17 protein-coding genes are annotated in these 18,024 nt (G+C 71.4%); 11 read left to right on the plus strand and 6 right to left on the minus strand.

Annotated elements, in window-relative coordinates; genetic code table 11:
• Positions 1 to 7: 7 nt before the first annotated feature.
• The 5 genes from Pdca_RS05550 to Pdca_RS05570 form a co-directional block, all read right to left on the minus strand.
• The gene (locus Pdca_RS05550; protein ID WP_158092093.1) at positions 8 to 1,018 is read right to left on the minus strand and encodes an ABC transporter ATP-binding protein; all 1,011 of its coding nucleotides are present in this window, start codon (positions 1,016 to 1,018) and stop codon (positions 8 to 10) included.
• The gene (locus Pdca_RS05555) at positions 1,015 to 2,040 is read right to left on the minus strand and encodes an ABC transporter ATP-binding protein (RefSeq protein WP_085911631.1); all 1,026 of its coding nucleotides are present in this window, start codon (positions 2,038 to 2,040) and stop codon (positions 1,015 to 1,017) included. Before Pdca_RS05555 ends, Pdca_RS05550 begins: the two co-directional genes overlap by 4 nt.
• Entirely contained in the window at positions 2,037 to 2,978 is a 942-nt protein-coding gene (locus Pdca_RS05560) for an ABC transporter permease (RefSeq protein ID WP_085911632.1), read from the minus strand. Before Pdca_RS05560 ends, Pdca_RS05555 begins: the two co-directional genes overlap by 4 nt.
• Positions 2,971 to 3,897, minus strand: a complete 927-nt coding sequence (locus Pdca_RS05565; protein WP_085911633.1) for an ABC transporter permease — start codon at positions 3,895 to 3,897, stop codon at positions 2,971 to 2,973. Before Pdca_RS05565 ends, Pdca_RS05560 begins: the two co-directional genes overlap by 8 nt.
• 123 nt (positions 3,898 to 4,020) lie before the next feature.
• Positions 4,021 to 5,631 carry a peptide ABC transporter substrate-binding protein gene (locus Pdca_RS05570; RefSeq protein ID WP_085911634.1) on the minus strand — a complete coding sequence of 537 codons (1,611 nt, stop codon included), beginning with the start codon at positions 5,629 to 5,631 and terminating at the stop codon, positions 4,021 to 4,023.
• Between the two features lie 494 nt (positions 5,632 to 6,125).
• On the opposite strand from Pdca_RS05570, the gene Pdca_RS05575 reads away from it, so the two are divergent.
• From Pdca_RS05575 to Pdca_RS05620, 9 genes are all read left to right on the plus strand, one after another.
• Positions 6,126 to 7,823 carry an ABC transporter family substrate-binding protein gene (locus Pdca_RS05575; RefSeq protein WP_307724045.1) on the plus strand — a complete coding sequence of 566 codons (1,698 nt, stop codon included), beginning with the start codon at positions 6,126 to 6,128 and terminating at the stop codon, positions 7,821 to 7,823.
• 123 nt (positions 7,824 to 7,946) lie between these two features.
• Complete coding sequence (locus Pdca_RS05580) at positions 7,947 to 8,924, plus strand: ABC transporter permease (RefSeq protein ID WP_085911636.1); 978 nt, start codon at positions 7,947 to 7,949, stop codon at positions 8,922 to 8,924.
• Positions 8,917 to 9,834, plus strand: coding sequence for an ABC transporter permease (locus Pdca_RS05585; RefSeq protein WP_085911637.1), 918 nt, complete (start codon positions 8,917 to 8,919; stop codon positions 9,832 to 9,834). Before Pdca_RS05580 ends, Pdca_RS05585 begins: the two co-directional genes overlap by 8 nt.
• A 113-nt stretch (positions 9,835 to 9,947) precedes the next feature.
• On the plus strand, positions 9,948 to 11,036 hold the full coding sequence (locus Pdca_RS05595; protein WP_232021425.1) for an ABC transporter ATP-binding protein: 1,089 nt from the start codon (positions 9,948 to 9,950) through the stop codon (positions 11,034 to 11,036).
• On the plus strand, positions 11,033 to 12,085 hold the full coding sequence (locus Pdca_RS05600; RefSeq protein ID WP_085911638.1) for an ABC transporter ATP-binding protein: 1,053 nt from the start codon (positions 11,033 to 11,035) through the stop codon (positions 12,083 to 12,085). Before Pdca_RS05595 ends, Pdca_RS05600 begins: the two co-directional genes overlap by 4 nt.
• Positions 12,086 to 12,132: 47 nt before the next feature.
• The gene (gene tsaD / locus Pdca_RS05605) at positions 12,133 to 13,242 is read left to right on the plus strand and encodes a tRNA (adenosine(37)-N6)-threonylcarbamoyltransferase complex transferase subunit TsaD (RefSeq protein WP_085911639.1); all 1,110 of its coding nucleotides are present in this window, start codon (positions 12,133 to 12,135) and stop codon (positions 13,240 to 13,242) included.
• A 9-nt stretch (positions 13,243 to 13,251) separates the two neighbouring features.
• Positions 13,252 to 14,139: an N-acetyl-1-D-myo-inositol-2-amino-2-deoxy-alpha-D-glucopyranoside deacetylase gene (gene mshB / locus Pdca_RS05610; protein WP_085911640.1), complete on the plus strand. Its 888-nt coding sequence runs from the start codon at positions 13,252 to 13,254 to the stop codon at positions 14,137 to 14,139.
• Positions 14,136 to 14,525, plus strand: a complete 390-nt coding sequence (locus tag Pdca_RS05615; RefSeq protein WP_085911641.1) for a hypothetical protein — start codon at positions 14,136 to 14,138, stop codon at positions 14,523 to 14,525. Before mshB ends, Pdca_RS05615 begins: the two co-directional genes overlap by 4 nt.
• Positions 14,522 to 15,304, plus strand: a complete 783-nt coding sequence (locus tag Pdca_RS05620) for a hypothetical protein (RefSeq protein WP_085911642.1) — start codon at positions 14,522 to 14,524, stop codon at positions 15,302 to 15,304. Before Pdca_RS05615 ends, Pdca_RS05620 begins: the two co-directional genes overlap by 4 nt.
• 3 nt (positions 15,305 to 15,307) lie before the next feature.
• On the opposite strand, the gene Pdca_RS05625 is transcribed toward Pdca_RS05620, so the two are convergent.
• Complete coding sequence (locus Pdca_RS05625) at positions 15,308 to 16,393, minus strand: GNAT family N-acetyltransferase (protein WP_125911274.1); 1,086 nt, start codon at positions 16,391 to 16,393, stop codon at positions 15,308 to 15,310.
• A 127-nt stretch (positions 16,394 to 16,520) separates the two neighbouring features.
• Here Pdca_RS05625 and fdxA point away from each other — a divergent pair, with 127 nt between their 5' ends.
• Together fdxA and dapC are read left to right on the plus strand one after the other, a co-directional pair.
• Positions 16,521 to 16,847, plus strand: coding sequence for a ferredoxin (fdxA, locus tag Pdca_RS05630; RefSeq protein ID WP_085911644.1), 327 nt, complete (start codon positions 16,521 to 16,523; stop codon positions 16,845 to 16,847).
• On the plus strand, positions 16,844 to 17,947 hold the full coding sequence (gene dapC, locus Pdca_RS05635; protein ID WP_085911645.1) for a succinyldiaminopimelate transaminase: 1,104 nt from the start codon (positions 16,844 to 16,846) through the stop codon (positions 17,945 to 17,947). Before fdxA ends, dapC begins: the two co-directional genes overlap by 4 nt.
• The last annotated feature ends 77 nt before the right edge of the window (positions 17,948 to 18,024 follow it).

Consider the following 18,024-nt stretch of genomic DNA (forward strand, 5'->3'; position numbering starts at 1 on the left):
GGGCGGATCAGCCGGGCAGCAGGTTCTCCTCGTGCGCGTGGTGGCAGGCACTGAGGTGCCGGCCGCCGGTACGGACCGTGAGCTCGGGCTCGGTGGTCGAGCAGATCTCGGTGGCCTTCCAGCAGCGGGTCCGGAACCGGCAGCCGCTCGGTGGGTTCACCGGGCTGGGGACGTCGCCGGTCAGCCGGATCCGTGACCGGCCCTCCCGCACCGACGGATCGGGCACCGGCACCGCCGACAGCAGCGCCTGGGTGTAGGGGTGCGCAGCCCGCGTGTAGATCTCCTCCTCGGTCCCCAGCTCCACCATCTTGCCCAGGTACATGACGCCGACCCGGTCCGACAGGTGCCGCACCACCGAGAGATCGTGTGCGATGAACATGTAGGACAGGCCGAACTCGCGCTGCAGCTCGCCCAGCAGGTTCATCACCTGCGCCTGGATCGACACGTCCAGCGCGGACACCGGCTCGTCACAGATGATGATCTCCGGCCGCAGTGCGAGCGCACGGGCGATCCCGATCCGCTGCCGCTGCCCGCCGGAGAACTGGTGCGGGTACCGGTTCACGAAGTCCGGGTTGAGCCCGACGACGTCGAGCAGCTCCTGGACCTTGCGCCGCCGGTCGCCCTTCGGGGCCACCTCGGGATGGATCTCGAACGGCTCCCCGACGATGTCGGCGACCGTCATCCGCGGGTTGAGCGAGGTGTACGGGTCCTGCAGCACGATCTGGACCTGGCGGCGCAGCGCCTTCAGCGCGGCGCCGCGCTTGGCGAAGATGTCCTCGCCGTGGAAGCGCACGGCACCGGCGGTCGGCGGCTCCAGCCGCATCAGCACCTGGGCGAGGGTCGACTTGCCGCAGCCCGACTCGCCCACGATGCCGAGGGTCTCGCCCTTGTTCAGGGTGAACGACACCCCGTCGACGGCGCGGACGTGACCGACCGTCCGCTTGATCACGGCGCCGATCTTGACCGGGAAGTGTTTGACCAGGCCGTCGACCTCGAGGATCGGTTCCTGTGCGGTCACGGCTGAACCAGCTCCTCGGCGAACAGGCACGCCGAGGCACGCCCGTCGGGCAGTGTCATCAGCGGCGGGTCGGTCTCGCGGCAGACGTCGCGCACCCGCGGGCAGCGCGGGTGGAACGGGCAGCCGGACGGGATCCGGGTCAGGGTCGGTGGCAGGCCGCGGATGGCCTGCAGTTCGGTGCCCTTGCTGTCCAGACGCGGGATCGACGCCAGCAGGGCCTCGGTGTAGGGGTGACAGGGGTTGGCGAACAGCTGGTGCACGTCGCCCTGCTCCACGATCCGGCCCGCGTACATCACCGCGATCCGGTCCGCGACCTCGGCGACCACGCCCAGGTCGTGGGTGATCAGGATCAGGCCCATCTCCCGCTCCCGCTGGATGCCGGCCAGCAGGTCCATGATCTGGGCCTGCACCGTGACGTCCAGCGCGGTCGTGGGCTCGTCGGCGATCAGCACGTCCGGATCGAGCGCCAGCGACATCGCGATCATCGCGCGCTGCCGCATCCCGCCGGAGAACTCGTGCGGGAAGCTGGTCACGCGTTGCTTCGCCCCCGGGATGCCGACCAGGTCGAGCAGCTCCACCGCACGGGCCCGGGCGTCGCGGCGGCTCATCCCGCGTCGGGTGCGCAGCTGCTCGCCGATCTGAAAGCCGACCGTGAACACCGGGTTCAGCGCGGACAGCGCGTCCTGGAAGATCATCGCGACGTGCTCGCCGCGCAGCTCCCGGCGCCGTTCCTCGGTCGCGGTCAGGAGCTCCTCACCGCGATAGCGGATCGCACCGCCGGTGACCCGCGCCGGGGGCACCGGCAGGATGCCCATCACGGTGTTCGCGGTGACCGATTTGCCGGAGCCGGACTCGCCGAGCACGGCGAGCGTCTCGCCGGCGCGGACCTGGTAGCTCACGCCGTTGAGCACCGAGGCCACCCCGTCGCGGGTGTGGAACTCGACGCGGAGATCCTCGACCTCCAGCAGCGGTGCGCCGGCGTGCCCGGCGGGTCCCGGTGCTGCACTCGTGTCGGTGCTCATGACCGGCCCTTCGGGTCGAACGCGTCACGGACGGCGTCGCCGAGCAGCACGAAGGCGAGCACGGTGACGACCAGGAAGCCGCCCGGGAACAGCAGCAGATGCGGCGATGTCCGCAGGTAGCTCTGCGCCTCGCTGATCATCACGCCCCAGGAGACGACGGGATCGCGCAGGCCGACGCCCAGGAACGACAGCGTCGCCTCGGCCCCGATGAAGGCGCCGAGCGCGATCGTCGCGTACACCATCACCGGCGCGATCGTGTTCGGCAGCATGTGCCGCACGATGATCCGCCACGGTCCGGCGCCCAGCGCCCGCGCGGCCTTGACGTAGTCCTGGTTGCGGGCGGCGATCGCGGCCGACCGCATGATGCGCATCGTGATCGGCCAGGACAGCAGGCCGATGGTGCCGATCACCAGGCCGCTGATCCCGACGACGCTCTGCCCGACCGACTGGCGGAAGGTCGACAGCACCACGATGGCGCCGAGCACGAACGGCACGCCGAAGAAGACGTCGGCGATCCGGGCGAGCAGCGAGTCGAGCCAGCCGCCGACGAACCCGGCGATCAGGCCCATCACGGCGCCGAAGAGCACCACCAGTGTGGTCGCCAGGATCCCGACCACGATCGAGACACGGGTGCCGTAGATCGTGCGGGCGTACACGTCCCGGCCGAGGTTGTCGTAGCCGAACCAGGCCTCGGTCGACGGGCCCTGCCGCGCCCGGGACAGGTCGCCCACCGTGGGATCGACCGAGGTGAACAGCTGGGGGAACAGGGACAGCACGATCAGGGCCGTGATCAGCGTGGTGGCGACGATGAACAGCGGCCTGCGCCGCAGGTCGTACCAGGCGTCGGCGCCGAGGCTGCGGGACCGGGTCACGGTCGCGCCGGCGGCCTCGGGTGTCCCGACGGGCTTGTCCGCGGAGGCGACGGTCGGGTCAGTCAAGGCGGATCCTCGGGTCGAGCAGGGCGTAGGTGACGTCGACGAGCAGGTTCGCGAGCAGATACACCATCACCAGGAGGACGACGACCCCGGTGACGACCACCCCGTCCAGCCGCTGGATCGACTCGAAGATGAGCCCGCCGATCCCGCGGATGTTGAAGATCCCCTCGGTGACGATCGCGCCGCCCATCAGGGTGCCGAAGTCGGCGCCGAGGAAGGTGATGACCGGGATCGCCGAGTTCCGGGTGAGGTGCACCCCGACGACGCGGTTGCGGGTCAGGCCCTTCGCCGTGGCGGTCCGCACGTAGTCGGCCCGCGAGTTCTCGGCGATCGAGGTCCGGGTCAGCCGTGCCACGTAGGCCAGTGACAGGCTGCCGAGCACGTAGCCGGGCACGATCAGGTCGAACAGGCCGGGATCGGAGGGGACGGTCGGCGGGATGAGCCCCAGCCGCAGGCCGAGCACGGCCTGCAGCACGTAGCCGGTGACGAACACCGGGACCGCGACGAGGAACAGCGTCGCGGTGAGCACGACGTTGTCCAGGTAGCCGCCCGGGCGCAGGCCGGTGAGGACACCCGCCGTCAGGCCGATGACGGCCTGGATGACGAGCGCGACCAGGGCGAGCTTGATCGTGACCGGATAGGTGTTGGCGATCAGGGTGCCGACGTCCTGGCCGCGGAAGTTCTGCCCGAAGTCGCCCTGCAGCAGCCCGCCGAGATAGGAGAGGTACTGGACCAGGATCGGCTGGTCGAGGCCGTACTCCAGGCGCATCCGCTCGATGAAGGCAGGCGGACAGGCCTGATCGCCGCACTTGCCGGCGAGCGGATCACCGGGCAGCGCCCAGACCATGAAGTAGATGAGGAAGGTGGTGCCGATGAAGACCGGCACCAGCTGCAGGAGTCGTCGCAGGACATAGCGCCCCACGGGTCACCTCCGGGTTCGGTGCGTGGCCGGGGCGATCGCGCCGGACACGCGCGCCGACGGCCGGGGATGGCCCGGCCGTCGGCGGCTGTGTGTCGTGCGTGGTGGTGGTGTGCGCGGCGGGGACTACTGCCGGACGGTGACCGACCGCACGTCGAGCTCGCGGTCGTAGGTCATCGACACGTTGTCCAGCCGGTCCGACCAGCCGAACTGCGCGGACTGGTCGTTGATCGGGACAGCGGGCATGTCCTGGATCAGCACCCGCTCGGCCTCGGCCCAGAGCGCCTGGGCCTCCTCGATGCTGGCCGCGTTGCTGCCCCGCTCGACCAGCGCGTCGAACTCGGGGTTGGTGTACAGGCCGTCGTTGTTCTCGGCGCCGGTGACGTACTGCGGCTGCAGGACGTACTCCATCGTCGGCTGCGAGGCGATCCAGCCGGAACGCCAGATCCCGGTCAGCTCCTGGGCCTGGCGCTGGGTGAGGAACTCGGCGAAGGTCGGCACCGGCACGAAGTTGCACTCCGTGCCGAGCGTGTTGGAGATGCTGATGCAGGCCGCCTGCATCCACTCCCGGTTGATCGCGGAGTCGACGTTGGAGATCAGCTCGATCGTGCCCTCGAAGCCCGAGGCGTCGAACTGCTGCTTCGCCCGCTCGGGCTGGAAGGTGCACAGCTCGCCGCACTGGTCGTCGACGTGGCCCGGGACGCCGGCGGGGATGAACCCGGTCGCCGGCTCGACGAGCCCGTTGTAGACGTTGTTGATGATCGCCTCGCGGTCCACCGCCATCGAGATGGCCTGGCGCAGCTGCGGGTCGGCGTAGCGCTCCTCGTAGATCGGGAACGCCATCGAGTTGATCCCGGCGTAGGGCTGGTTGCCGTTCCGGTCCGGCAGGTCCTGCTGGTAGAGGTTGTCGATCAGGAACGAGCCGGGGATCGTCTCGAGGAAGTCGAGGTTGCCGCTCACGACGTCCTGGTAGGCGGCCTCGCTGTCGGCGTAGAAGCGGTACTCGACCCCGCCCACGTTGGCCGGTGCGGCGCCGCCGTACTCGTCGTACCGGGCGAGGGTCACGTTCTGGTCCGGCACCCGGGACTCGAAGCGGAACGGGCCGTTGCCGATCGGGTTGTCCTCGAACGCCTGCGGATCGGCGAAGAACGACTCCGGCATCGGGTAGAAGGAGACGTCGCCGAGCGTGGTCTCGAAGACCGGCGACGGCGAGGTGAGCGCGACGGTGAAGGTGCGCTCGTCGACGACCTGCAGCCCGGACATGGTCTCGGCGGTCGGCTCGCCCTCGGCGGGCGAGACGTCGGCGAATCCTGCGATGGGGGCGAAGAACCCGGCACTGGACTGACCATTGGGCGCGTAGGCCACGTAGTTCCAGGCGTCGACGAAGCTCTGCGCGGTGACCGGGGTGCCGTCGTGGAAGGTCCAGCCCTCGGCGATGGTGATCGTGTAGTTCTGCGAGTCCGTGGTCTCGATCGACTCGGCGACGACATTCTCGGTCTCGCCCTCGACCGTGTAGCCGACCAGCCCGGACCAGAGCGCGTCGAGGATCTTGCTGCCGCCCACCTCGCGGGTGTTGCCCGGAAGCAGCGGGTTCTGGGGCTCGGTGCCGAAGACCGAGATCGTCGGTGCATCGGCCTGGGCTCCGTCGGTGGTGCCCCCGCCTCCGCCGCAGGCGCTGAGTACCAGCGTGGTGGAGAGGGAGAGTGCGAGGAGCGCTGCAGCTCGGCGTGATCGCATCGGATTCCGGTTTCTGTGCAGTGGGCCGGGAGGGGGTGGGGGCACGGCCGTTCGGCCGACTGTGGGTTGGGACAGTAACCGCCGCGAACCGTCAAGTAGGTTACAAATCGGTTGCGCAGCGCGTACGCCCCCATTAGGACGTTCCGGACGATCGACCTGCCGTGGTCAGCGCCCGTGCAGTGAGTGGTACATGTGTACCAAACCACCCCGGCTGGGTGGTAGATGCCCAGTGGCGAGGATCTCCCGCTATGGCCTCTTCGTGCCCCGCATGACCTCGGTGTCCGCTTCTGCGGTCTCGCTTTGGTCACGATCCCCGCCCGGCATCGCGAGTGGGGGATGCGATTCCTACCGTCCCTCCCGGTGGGTTACCCGGCGGTACATCCGGGATGTCCCGCCACCGGACCGGGTGCCCACACCGGCGTGCACCCCACTGATCTCGAGAGGCACATTCGACGATGCGGATGAAGGCGGCGGCTGCGGTCGCGGTGGCAGGCGTGGGGGCTCTGCTGCTGAGTGCGTGCGGCGTGGGGGGAGGCGGTGGCGACGCCACCGCCAGCGGCAACTTCGCCGACTGCCCGGAGAACATCAACACCTGCAACGAGGTCCCGGCGGACCAGCTGCAGGACGGCGGGACGATCACCTTCGCGATCGAGAAGAACATCGCGAACTGGAACGTCAACTCGGCCGAGGGCAATGTCTTCGAGACCGGGATGGCCACCAAGGCGTTCCTGCCGTACGCCTTCAACTCGACGCCCGAGCTGAAGTCCGAGTTGAACACCGATCTGATGATCTCGGCGGAGCAGACCGATCCGACCACCGTCGTCTACAAGGTCAAGCCCGAGGCCACCTGGGACGACGGCACGCCGATCGGTGTCGCCGACTTCGTCTACGCCTGGAAGACCCAGGATCCGCGGGAGTGCCCGGACTGTGCGAGCGCCGGCAACGGCGGGTACGACCAGATCGCCGACGTGGTCGGCTCCGACGGCGGGAAGACGATCACGCTGACGCTGGAGAAGCCCTACACCGACTGGCAGTCGTTCTTCGGGTCCAACGCTCCGCTCTACCCGGCGCACATCGCGGCGCAGCAGGGTGACATCAACACCCCGGCCGGTCTGGCGTCGTCGTTCGAGTGGCTCGGTGCCAACGCGCCGACCTACTCCGGCGGCCCGTTCACGATCCAGAACTGGGAGAACAACCAGGCGCTGACCCTGGTGCCGAACGAGCGTTGGTACGGCGAGACGCAGCCCCGGGTCGACACCCTCATCCTGCGGGTGATCACCGACGCGACCCAGGAGCCGATCGCGCTGCAGAACGACGAGGTCCAGGTGCTCTACCCGCAGCCGCAGGTGGACATCGTGAACCAGATCCAGCAGATCCCCGGCGTCTCGCAGGTCCAGCAGCTCGGCCTGACCTGGGAGCACTTCGACTTCAACCTGCGCAACCCGGTCCTGCAGGACACGGCGCTGCGCCAGGCGATGTTCACCGCCGTCAACCGGCAGGACATCATCGACAAGACGGTCGGCCAGTTCAACCCCGAGGTCGCCCCGCTGAACAGCCTGATGTTCCTCCCGCAGCAGGAGGAGTACACCGACAACCTCGCGGGCACCGACATCGGCAGCGGCAACGTCGAGCGGGCCCGGGAGATCCTCACCGAGGCCGGCTACACCGGCGTCGGCGAGGACCTGGTCGCCCCGGACGGCACGGCCGTCCCGGACATGCGGATCCGCTACACCGTCGGCAACGCCATCCGGCAGAGCCAGTCCGAGCTGTTCGCGCAGTACATGCAGCAGCTCGGCATCGGGATCACCGTCGATCCGACCGACGACCTCGGCACCACGCTGAGCGCCGGTGAGTACGACATCATGGTGTTCGCCTGGGTGCAGTCGCCGTTCCCGTACGGCGGCGCGCAGCAGCTGTGGCTGTCGGAATCCGGATCGAACTTCGGCCAGTACAAGAACCCGAAGACCGACGAGCTGATCAACGCCGCGGCGACGAGCACCGACAAGGCAGCCGCCGGGCAGCAGCTCAACGAGGCGGACAAGATCATCCTCGGGGACGCCTACGTGCTGCCGATCTACCAGAAGCCGACCCTGCTGGCGACCCGCGACAACATCGCGAACGTCCGCGGCAACGCCACCCTGGACGGTCCGATGTACAACGTCGCCGAGTGGGCGCTGCGCGGCGAGGGCTGAGCCGGCCGCACCCCGGGCCCGCACGCGAGCCGGGCGCCCCGGCCGTGACCGCATCCCGCGCGGGACGTGAGCACGGCCGAGGCCCCCGGGCGACCGCTCCCACCACGGCGGAAAGACCACCCCATGCTCATGTACGCAGTGCGCAGGGTCGTGATCTCGATCCCGATCCTGCTCGTCTCGTCGTTCATCGTGTTCTGGCTCGGCACGCTGTCCGGCAACCCGCTCACCCCGTTGCTGCTGCGCAACCCACCACCACCGCAGAACGTGCTCGACGCCGAGGCCGCGCGGCTGAACCTGGACCAGCCACTCCTGCCGCGGTACCTGTCCTGGCTCGGCGGCGTGCTGCGCGGTGACTTCGGCCCGTCGGTGATCTCCACCCAGGTGATCGGCGACGAGCTCGCCGCCCGGTTCTGGGTGACCATGCGGCTGATCATCCTCGCGATGGTGATCGCCCTGGTGCTGGCCGTCGTGGTCGGTGTCTGGACGTCGGTGCGGCAGTACTCGAAGTCCGACTACACGGCGACCTTCCTGGGCTTCCTGTTCCTGGCGATGCCGTCGTTCTGGCTGGCCATCCTGCTCAAGCAGGGCGGCATCGACGTCAACAACATCCTCGGTGTCCAGCTGATCTCGACGATCGGTGCCGAGTCGATCCCGCCCGAGCAGGGCTTCGCGAGGGTCGTCGACATCGCGGGCCATCTCGTCCTCCCGACGATCGCGCTGGCACTGATCTCCTACGCCTCGTGGAGCCGGTTCACCCGGGCGTCGATGCTGGAGACCCTGAACTCCGACTACGTGCGGCTGGCCCGCGCCAAGGGACTGTCCCGGCGGACGGTGATGGTCAAGCACGCGCTGCGCACCGCGCTGATCCCGCTCACCACGGTCACCGCGCTGGACATGGCGGCGATCCTCGGTGGCGCCGTGGTCACCGAGCGGGTCTTCCAGTGGCGCGGTCTCGGCGACTTCCTGCTCGAGTCGATCAAGCTCTACGACACCTACGCGGTCGCGTCCTGGTTGCTCGTCTCCGCGGTCGTCGTCATCGCCTTCAACCTGGTCGCCGACCTGCTCTACGGCGTCCTCGACCCGAGGATCCGTTATGCCTGACGCGACCGGCACGAAGCCGGACGCCGTGACCGGCGGTACCGACCACGAGTTCACCGTCGCCGAGCGGAGCCAGGCACAGCTGGTGCTGCGCCGCTTCGTCCGGCACCGGGCGGCGATGGTCAGCCTGATCGTGCTCGGCGTGGTCGTGCTGCTGGCCTACATCGGCGGGTGGTTGTGGCGCTACGACGTCGGGGAGATCACCTCGGCGAACTCGCAGCCGCCGTCGCTGCAACACCCGTTCGGCACCGACTCGGTCGGCAAGGACCAGTTCGCGCAGGTGCTCGGCGGCACCCGCATCTCGCTGCAGGTCTCGATCCTGGTCGCGTTCGTGTCGACGCTCGTCGGCACCCTTTGGGGCTCGGTCGCCGGCTACTTCGGCGGCTGGGTGGACACCCTCATGATGCGGATCGCCGACCTGATCCTCACGCTGCCGCTGCTCGCCGTCGCGGCGATGCTCGCGCACAACTTCGGCGGCACCTGGTACCTCATCGCGATGGTGATCGCCGGGCTCTACTGGGCGTACGTGTCCCGGGTCGCCCGGGGCGTGGTGCTGTCGCTGCGGGAGAAGGAGTTCGTCGAGGCGGCCCGGGCGCTCGGCGCGTCCGACACCCGGATCATCCTGCGCCATCTCGTGCCGAACGCGCTCGGCTCGATCCTGGTCAACCTGACGATCCTGGTGGCGCTCGCGATCCTGCTCGAGACGGCACTGTCCTACCTGGGGTTCGGCGTGCAGACACCGGACACCTCGCTGGGGCTGCTCGTCTCCGAGGCGCAGACGGCGCTGACCACCCGGCCGTGGTTGTTCTACTTCCCGGGACTGTTCATCATCGTCATCGCGCTCACGATCAACTTCATCGGCGACGGCCTGCGTGACGCGTTCGACCCGCAACAGACGAAGGTGCGTCAGTGACACCAGCGACCCCGCCGACCCCGCCGACCCCACCGAAATCGCCTCATTCGCCGTCTCCGCAGACTCCCGGGACCCCGCCGGCTCCGCCGAACTCGCCGGCCCCGCCGGAACAGGTGAGCAGAGCAACGGACCCGACGGTGCTGGACGTGTCGGGGCTGACCGTCACCTTCCCCGGCGCGGACGGCCCCGTCCGGGCCGTGCGCGGGGTCGACTACCGGCTGCGGCGCGGTGAGGTCCTCGGCATCGTCGGCGAGTCCGGCTCCGGCAAGTCCGTGACATCGCTCGCGGTGATGGGGCTGCTGCCGCGCACCGCGCAGGTGACCGGCTCGATCGTGTTCGACGGCCGGGATCTGCTCACGCTCTCGGAGAACGAGCTGAACGGGATCCGCGGCGAGCGCATCGCGATGATCTTCCAGGACCCGATGACCTCGCTGAACCCGGTCTACACGGTCGGCTACCAGGTCGAGGAGGCCGTGCTCGCGCATCGCGACGTGAGCAGAGCAGCGGCCCGGCAGCGGGCCGTCGAGCTGCTCGATCTGGTCCGCATCCCGAACCCGGAGCAGCGCGTCTCGTCGTACCCGCACGAGCTCTCCGGCGGGATGCGGCAGCGCGTGGTGATCGCGATCGCGATGGCGAACGACCCGGACGTGATCATCGCCGACGAGCCGACCACCGCCCTCGACGTGACCGTGCAGGCCCAGGTGATGCAGGCCCTGCAGGCCGCGCAGAAGGCGACCGGCGCCGCGATGGTGCTGATCACCCACGATCTCGGCGTGATCGCAGGCCAGGCGGACCGGGTGATGGTGATGTACGCGGGCAAGCTCGTCGAGGTCGGCGACGTCGAGTCGATCTTCTACGAGCCGCGGATGCCCTACACGCTCGGCCTGCTCGGCAGCCTGCCCCGCCTCGACCGGCCCGCCGAGCGGCTGACCCCCATCCCCGGGTCGCCGCCGTCGGTGGTCAACATGCCGCCCGGCTGCCCGTTCTCGCCGCGCTGCCCGCTGTCCACGGACGTCTGCCGGGAGACCGAGCCGGAGCTGATCACGGTCGGCGACCGGTCGTCCGACCATCACGCCGCCTGCCACCATTCGGCACAGGTGTCCGGGGTGGCCGCGGAGGACGTGTTCGATCCGGACGCGGTCGACGACGGCGACCTGGCGATCGACCCGGAGACCGCGGTCACGACGGAGGGAACCCGATGAGCGACACGGCGACCACCCCGCCGGCGCCGTCGACGTCGGCCCCGGCGCTGCTGTCGGCCCGCAACCTGGTGAAGAACTTCCCGATCCGCTCCGGCGGGCTGTTCCGCAGGCAGGTCGGCGCGGTCCAGGCGGTGAGCGACGTGTCGTTCGACATCGCCGAGGGGGAGACGCTCGGGCTGGTCGGCGAGTCCGGCTGCGGGAAGTCGACGCTGGCCAGGGTCGCGCTGAACCTGATCCCGGCGACGTCCGGCGAGGTCCGGTTCGACGACCGGGAGATCACCGGACTGTCCGGCGGGCGGATGCGGGCGCTGCGCCGGGAGATGCAGCTGGTGTTCCAGGACCCGTACGCCTCGCTGGACCCGCGGATGCCGGTCAGCGAGCTGATCGCCGAGCCGCTGCGGATCCACGGCAGCTACGGCGACGACGGCCGCCGCCAGGTCCGCGACCTGATGAGCACGGTGGGGCTGCGCCCCGAGCACGGCAATCGCTATCCGCACGAGTTCTCCGGCGGCCAGCGGCAGCGGATCGGGATCGCCCGCGCGCTGGCGCTGCGACCCCGGCTGATCGTGCTCGACGAGCCGGTCTCCGCGCTGGACGTCTCGATCCAGGCGGGCGTGCTCAACCTGCTGCAGGAGCTGCAGGCCGAACGCGGGCTGTCGTACCTGTTCGTCTCGCACGACCTGTCGGTGGTCCGGCACATCGCCGGCCGGATCGCCGTCATGTACCTGGGCAAGATCGTCGAGACCGGCCCGGCGGCGTCGCTGTTCGGGGCACCCGCGCACCCGTACACGCACGCGCTGATCTCGGCGATCCCGCTGCCCGATCCGCGCCGCGAGCGCGCCCGGGAGCGGATCACCGTGGTCGGGGACCTGCCGAGCCCGGCCGACCCGCCGTCGGGCTGCCGGTTCCGCACCCGCTGCCCGACGTTCGCGGCCACGCTCACCACGGGTGAGCAGAGCAGGTGCGTCGAGGAGGAGCCCGCGCTCGTCGACCGCGGCAGCGGGCATCCGGTGGCGTGCCACTACGCCGAGGCGCGCGCGCTGCTGTAGGGCGGGGGCTCTGCGGCGACACGCTGCCCGGTGCGAGACTGGACGGCGTGTCGCTGGTGCTGGGGATCGAGACGTCCTGCGACGAGACCGGGGCCGGTCTCGTCCGGGACGGGGTGCTGCTCGGTGAGGGACTGGCCTCGTCGGCGGACGAGCACGTCCGCTTCGGCGGCGTCGTCCCCGAGGTCGCGGCCCGGGCGCACGTGAGCGCGGTGGTGCCGATGGTGCGTGCCGCCGTCGCCACAGCCGGGGTGTCGCTGTCCGACGTGGACGCGGTCGCGGTCACCGCGGGCCCCGGCCTGTCCCCGGCGCTGCACGTCGGTGTGGCCGCCGCGAAGGCGTACGCGACGGCCCTTGACGTCCCGCTCTACGGCGTGCACCACCTCGCCGGGCATGCCGCGGTCGACGTGCTCGAGCACGGCCCGCTGCCGGAGCGCTGCGTCTGCCTGATCGTCTCCGGCGGGCACACCTCGCTGCTGTCGCTCGGCGACCTGGCCCGCGACCCGGTCGAGCACCTCGGCGACACCGTCGACGATGCGGCGGGCGAGGCCTTCGACAAGGTCGCCCGGCTGCTCGGGCTGCGCTACCCGGGCGGGCCGTCGGTGTCCGCGGCCGCGCTCGACGGCGATCCGGCGGCGATCGCCTTCCCCCGGCCGATGACCGGGCCCCGCGACGCCGCGTTCGGGTTCTCCTTCTCCGGGCTGAAGACGGCGGTGGCCCGGCACGTGGAGGCCGCCCAGGACGCCGGGCGTGCGGTGCCGGTGCCCGACGTCGCGGCGTCGTTCCAGATGGCGGTGGTCGACGTCCTGGTGCGCAAGGCGCTGCGCGCGTGCGCCGAGCGCGGTGCGGACACCCTGCTGATGGTCGGCGGGGTCGCCGCCAACCGGGTGCTGCGCGCGGAGATGGAACGGGCCTGCACCGCCGCCGGGATCGTGCTGCGGGTGCCCGCCCCACGGCTGTGTACCGACAACGGCGCGATGATCGCCGCGCTGGGCGACCTGCTGGTGCGGGCCGGGATCGAACCGGCCGGGCTGGCGACGACGGCGGTGCCGACGGTGCCGCTGAGCGGTGCGTCGGTGCCGGTCCCGGCCGCGGAGGGGGAGGCTGCGCGGTACCCGCTGCCCACCTCCGTGGCGGCGGGGTCGATCACCGCCTCGTAAGCTCCACGGGTGTCTCCCGCCCGCCGCCTGTTGCTCGTCCACGCTCACCCGGACGACGAGACCCTGACCACCGGCGGCACCATCGCCCGCTACGCCGCCGAGCCCGACACCGGGGTCACCGTGGTGACCTGCACCCTCGGCGAGGAGGGCGAGGTGATCGGCCCGGAGCTGGCCGAGCTCGCCCCGGACCGGGGTGACCAGCTGGGCGGCTACCGGATCCGCGAGCTCGAGGGGGCGCTCGCCGCGCTCGGCGGGCCGGACCACCGATTCCTCGGCGGCCCCGGCCGCTGGCGGGACACCGGCATGGTGCTGGCCGGGCACGGCACCCGGGCCGCGCTGCCGGCGGACCTGCACCCGCGGGCGTTCGCCGCCGATGACCCGTTCGGCGCCCAGCTGGCGCAGCTGCTGGAGATCGTCGACGAGGTCCGGCCGCAGGTTCTGGTGTCCTACGCCGCGGACGGGACCTACGGGCATCCCGACCACGTCCGCGCGCACGAGCTGACGGTGGCCGCCGCGGCGGCACGGCCGGACGTCGTCGCCAAGCTCTACTTCGCCGTCCGGTCGGGGGCACTGCTCGAGGACGGCCTCGCCCGGCTGCTGTCGGCCTGCGGGGACCCGGGCGGTACCGGCCTGCGCTGGCCGGAACCCGACGAGCACCCGGGCTTCGACGAGACCGCCGTGACGACCCGGGTCGACGTCGCCGGCTACGACGCCGAGCGGATCGCCGCGATGCGGGCGCACGCCACCCAGATCGATGTCCGGACCGGCCCCGGCTGGACGGCGTTCGCGATGAGCAACGGGATCGTGCAGCCGTTGCTGGGGGTGGAGGAGTTCGTCCTCGCGGGTGCGCCCGCCGGGTGCGCGGAGTCCGACCTGTTCGAGGGGGTGGATCCGTGACGATCCTGGCCAGGGCGCCGCTCGCGGCACTGCTGTTCCTGATCTCGATCCTGCTGGTCGCCTTCCAGCTGATGTTCCAGATGCTCTACATCGGGCCGGTACCGGTGCCGGTCGGCACCGTGATCGTGCTGGTGTCGCTGCCGTGGCTGGTGCACGTCACGGTGACCGAGATCTCCCCGACGACGGCCGGTGCCGCGGCCCCGGTGCTGCTGTGGTTCGCCGCGGTCCTGGTGCTGGGCATGTTCGGGCCCGGCGGTGACGTGTTGCTCCCGGAGACGTGGCAGTCCCTGCTGCTGCTGGTGGCCGGGGCGGCGACCGGCCTGGTCGCGTTCCGCAGGGCCCTGGAGAACCTCGCGGCGGCCGGCAGGGGGAGGATCGTGCGATGAGCGGGATGCCGGACAACGACCTGGTAGCGGTGCTGCGCCCGTTCGTGCGGGCCACCCGGCCGGTGCTCGACGGCCTGCGGGAGGCCGATCCGTTCGGGCTGCGCTCCCGGGTGGCGCCCGGCGCCACCGGCGCGGCGCCGGACGAGCGGCGGCTCTCGGAGAAGATCCTGGACACGCTCGCGTCGGTCCAGGTCCCGGGCACGGCCGCATGGGCCGGGATGGACGTCGACGGTCGTGCGCACTGGTGGATCTACCGGGTCGGCCGGTTCACCACGCTGATCGCGGCGGTCCCCGGCCTCGGCGGCGCGCTGGCCCGGACGCTGCCGGTGTCCGACGCGGTCGGCGCGGCGGGGGAGGGGCTGCTGCTGGTCGCCATCGCCGGTGAACACGGCGTGCGCGACGAGGACCGGCTCGTGGAGCTGCTCGCCTCGGTGCTGTTCCAGCGCGAGCTGGCGGTCGCCGATCTGACGCTCACCGCCGCGGAGGACGCCGCCGCGGACGCCCGCGCCCGTGAGCTCACCGGCGAGCTCACCGCAACCGGCACCCGGGCCACCCTGAAGAAGGTCGGTGGCGCCGTCTGGCGGCTCGGCCGGGCCCTGTGGGCGGTCGAGGACGAGCTCGACAAGCGTCCGCACGGTCGCTTCTACCACCAGTGGCTCGGGCTGCTGCCGGTCGTCGGGGCGGTCGGGAAGTACCTCGGTGAGTGGTCCGGGCTCAAGCGCGCGGCCAAGCAGGGCCGCAGCTGGCTGGACCGGCACGGGCTCGCCGCCACCGGCTGAGGATCAACCGGCGGACGGGCGGTCGCCCGGCACCAGATAGTGGTACCGATGGTGCTCGGACCAGCCCTCACGGGCGTACAGCGCGCGGCCGGCCGGGTTGTCGACGGCGACGTCGAGCATCGCGAACCGGGCGCCCCGCGCCGCGCCCCAGGCCAGCGCGGACCTCGTGAGCCGGGCGGCGAGGCCCCGCCGGCGGAATGCGTCCGCGACCTGCAGGCGAGCGACGTAGACATGATCGTCGACAACGGCGGCACGAACCGCCGCAGCCGGTTCCCCCTCGGCGGACTCGAGCACACCGAACCCCACCCGTGGTGTCGCTCTGCTCTGCTCACCTCCGCGCAGCGGGGTGGCCGGCCCGGTGCCTTTGCTCTGCTCACCGGGGCGCACGGGAGTGACCGGCCCGGTCGCTCTGCTCTGCTCACCTGCGGGCACCGGCTCGGCCGCGCCGGTCAGCACCGCCCACGCCGGCGAGCCGGGGACCGGCGGGTCCTCCCCGGACACGGCCCACCACGACGCCGACGGGACCGGGGGCCAGTCCGGCGCACCGTCCGGGTCCCCGGCGGACGCGACCAGCACCAGGCACTCCCCGCCCCATCCGGACAGCACCTCCCATCCGGCGTCCAGTACCCGGTTCGACCAGGGGGAACCGGCGGGTGCCTGCACGACGGGGGCGATGGCGTGCCGCTCGGCGAACTCCCGCACCCGCTCGAGCGCCCGCTCCACCGGGACGCCGGGATCGGCCAGGGCGAGCGCGGAGTTCGCGCGCTTGGTGTAGCCGCCGGCCGCGCGCAGCAGCCAGCCGCCGAGGTGCTCCTGCACCGGTGCCGGCCAGGCGTCCGCCCGGAGCCGTTCCAGGCGGGCCACGGCCGCCCGTGGGGCCCTGCGCGGCGGCGCGGGTGGCACGGCACGGATCGCGACGACGGCGTCCCGCTCGACGCGGACCGGACCGGTCCGGGTGTGCACGATCACAGCGTCCGGCCCGTCCGGGGTGAGCTCACCGACCGCGTCGGTGAAGCGAGGGCCTGTCGCGCCGTCGTCGGCGATCCGGTGGCGCAGCGCCACCCGACGTCCGATGAACTCATCCGGCATGGCGCCGACCACCTCACTCCTGCCCCGGCGGGGGTCGCGGGTTAACCTGCGGGAGTCCCAGTTTGACCGGACCCCCCGCCACCACATGATCTCCGGGGGTCCGCGCCCCGAGTGGAGGACCACCGAAGTGACCTACGTGATCGCCGAGCCCTGCGTCGACCTGCTCGACAAGGCGTGTATCGAGGAATGCCCGGTGGACTGCATCTACGAGGGCGGCCGGATGCTCTACATCCACCCCGACGAGTGCGTCGACTGCGGTGCCTGTGAGCCGGTCTGCCCCGTGGAGGCCATCTACTACGAGGACGACGTCCCCGAGCAGTGGGCCGCCTACACCAAGGCGAACGTCGACTTCTTCGACGAGCTGGGCTCGCCGGGCGGCGCCTCCAAGGTCGGCAAGGTCGACCGCGACGTGGAGCCCGCCAAGAGCCTTCCCCCGCAGGAACACGACGAGTGACCAGGCTGGACCTTCCCGACTTCCCCTGGGATTCGCTGGCCCCTGCACGTGAGCGGGCCACCGCGCATCCCGGCGGCATCGTCGATCTCTCCGTCGGCACCCCGGTGGACGCCGTCCCCGAGCTGCTGCGCGACGCACTCGCCGGGCCGGCCGCTCTGGAACCGGGCTACCCGACGACGCACGGTCCGGCTCCGCTGCGCGAGGCCATCGTCGCCTCGTTGCAGCGGCGTTTCGGCGTGGCCGGGATCGATCCGGTCGCCGTGCTGCCGACCATCGGCTCCAAGGAGCTGGTGGCCTGGCTGCCGACGCTGCTCGGCCTCGGATCCGGCGACACCGTCGTCATCCCGGAGCTGGCGTACCCGACCTACGAGGTCGGGGCACGTCTGGCGGGTGCCGCGTACATCCGGTCGGACGGGCTGACAGCGGCAGGTCCGGCCCGGGTGGGGCTGGTCTGGCTGAACTCGCCGTCCAACCCGACCGGACGGGTCCTGCCCGTCGAGCACCTGCGGAAGGTGGTCGCCTGGGCTCGGGAACGGGGTGCTGTCGTCGCCTCCGACGAGTGCTACCTCGGGCTGCCCGGCGACGCCGACCCCGCACCGCGGTCGGTGCTGCATCCCGATGTCTCGGACGGCGACCCCACCGGTCTGCTGGCCGTGCACTCCCTGTCGAAGGTGTCGAACCTCGCCGGCTACCGGACCGGGTTCGTGACCGGCGACCCGGCACTGGTCGCGGGTCTGCTGGAGGTGCGCAAGCACGCCGGCATGATCGTGCCCCGGCCGGTGCAGGCGGCGCTGCAGGCCGCCGTGTCCGACGACGTGCACGTCGCCGAGCAGGCCGCCCGCTACGACGCCCGCCGGGAGCGCCTGCGGGCCGGTCTGGAGAAGGCGGGCCTGCGGATCGAGCACTCCCAGGCGGGGCTCTACCTGTGGGCCTCCGAGGGTGAGCAGTGCAGGACGACCGTCGACCGGCTGGCCGACCTCGGGATCCTGGTCGCGCCGGGCGAGTTCTACGGGCCCGCCGGGGCGCGACACGTCCGGGTCGCGCTGACCGCGGCGGACGAGCGGATCGACGCCGCCGTGGAGCGGCTCGGCGGTACCTGACCGCGGCAACCGGTGTCTCGGCGTCCCCGTTCCGGGGAGGTCGCGTCCCGGTGCGCCGGGTCCGGGTCCAGCGAGGC

The sequence above is a fragment of the Pseudonocardia autotrophica genome, from assembly GCF_003945385.1.
Taxonomy (GTDB): domain Bacteria; phylum Actinomycetota; class Actinomycetes; order Mycobacteriales; family Pseudonocardiaceae; genus Pseudonocardia; species Pseudonocardia autotrophica.

What these genes read in the sequence shown, in the direction of transcription:
- Pdca_RS05555 (WP_085911631.1), bottom strand. Translation starts at nt 2,040, where the DNA reads ATGAGCACCGACACGAGTGCAGCACCGGGACCCGCCGGGCACGCCGGC.
- Pdca_RS05570 (WP_085911634.1), bottom strand. Translation starts at nt 5,631, where the DNA reads ATGCGATCACGCCGAGCTGCAGCGCTCCTCGCACTCTCCCTCTCCACC.
- Pdca_RS05580 (WP_085911636.1), top strand. Translation starts at nt 7,947, where the DNA reads ATGCTCATGTACGCAGTGCGCAGGGTCGTGATCTCGATCCCGATCCTG.
- Pdca_RS05585 (WP_085911637.1), top strand. Translation starts at nt 8,917, where the DNA reads ATGCCTGACGCGACCGGCACGAAGCCGGACGCCGTGACCGGCGGTACC.
- Pdca_RS05600 (WP_085911638.1), top strand. Translation starts at nt 11,033, where the DNA reads ATGAGCGACACGGCGACCACCCCGCCGGCGCCGTCGACGTCGGCCCCG.
- Pdca_RS05620 (WP_085911642.1), top strand. Translation starts at nt 14,522, where the DNA reads ATGAGCGGGATGCCGGACAACGACCTGGTAGCGGTGCTGCGCCCGTTC.
- Pdca_RS05625 (WP_125911274.1), bottom strand. Translation starts at nt 16,393, where the DNA reads ATGCCGGATGAGTTCATCGGACGTCGGGTGGCGCTGCGCCACCGGATC.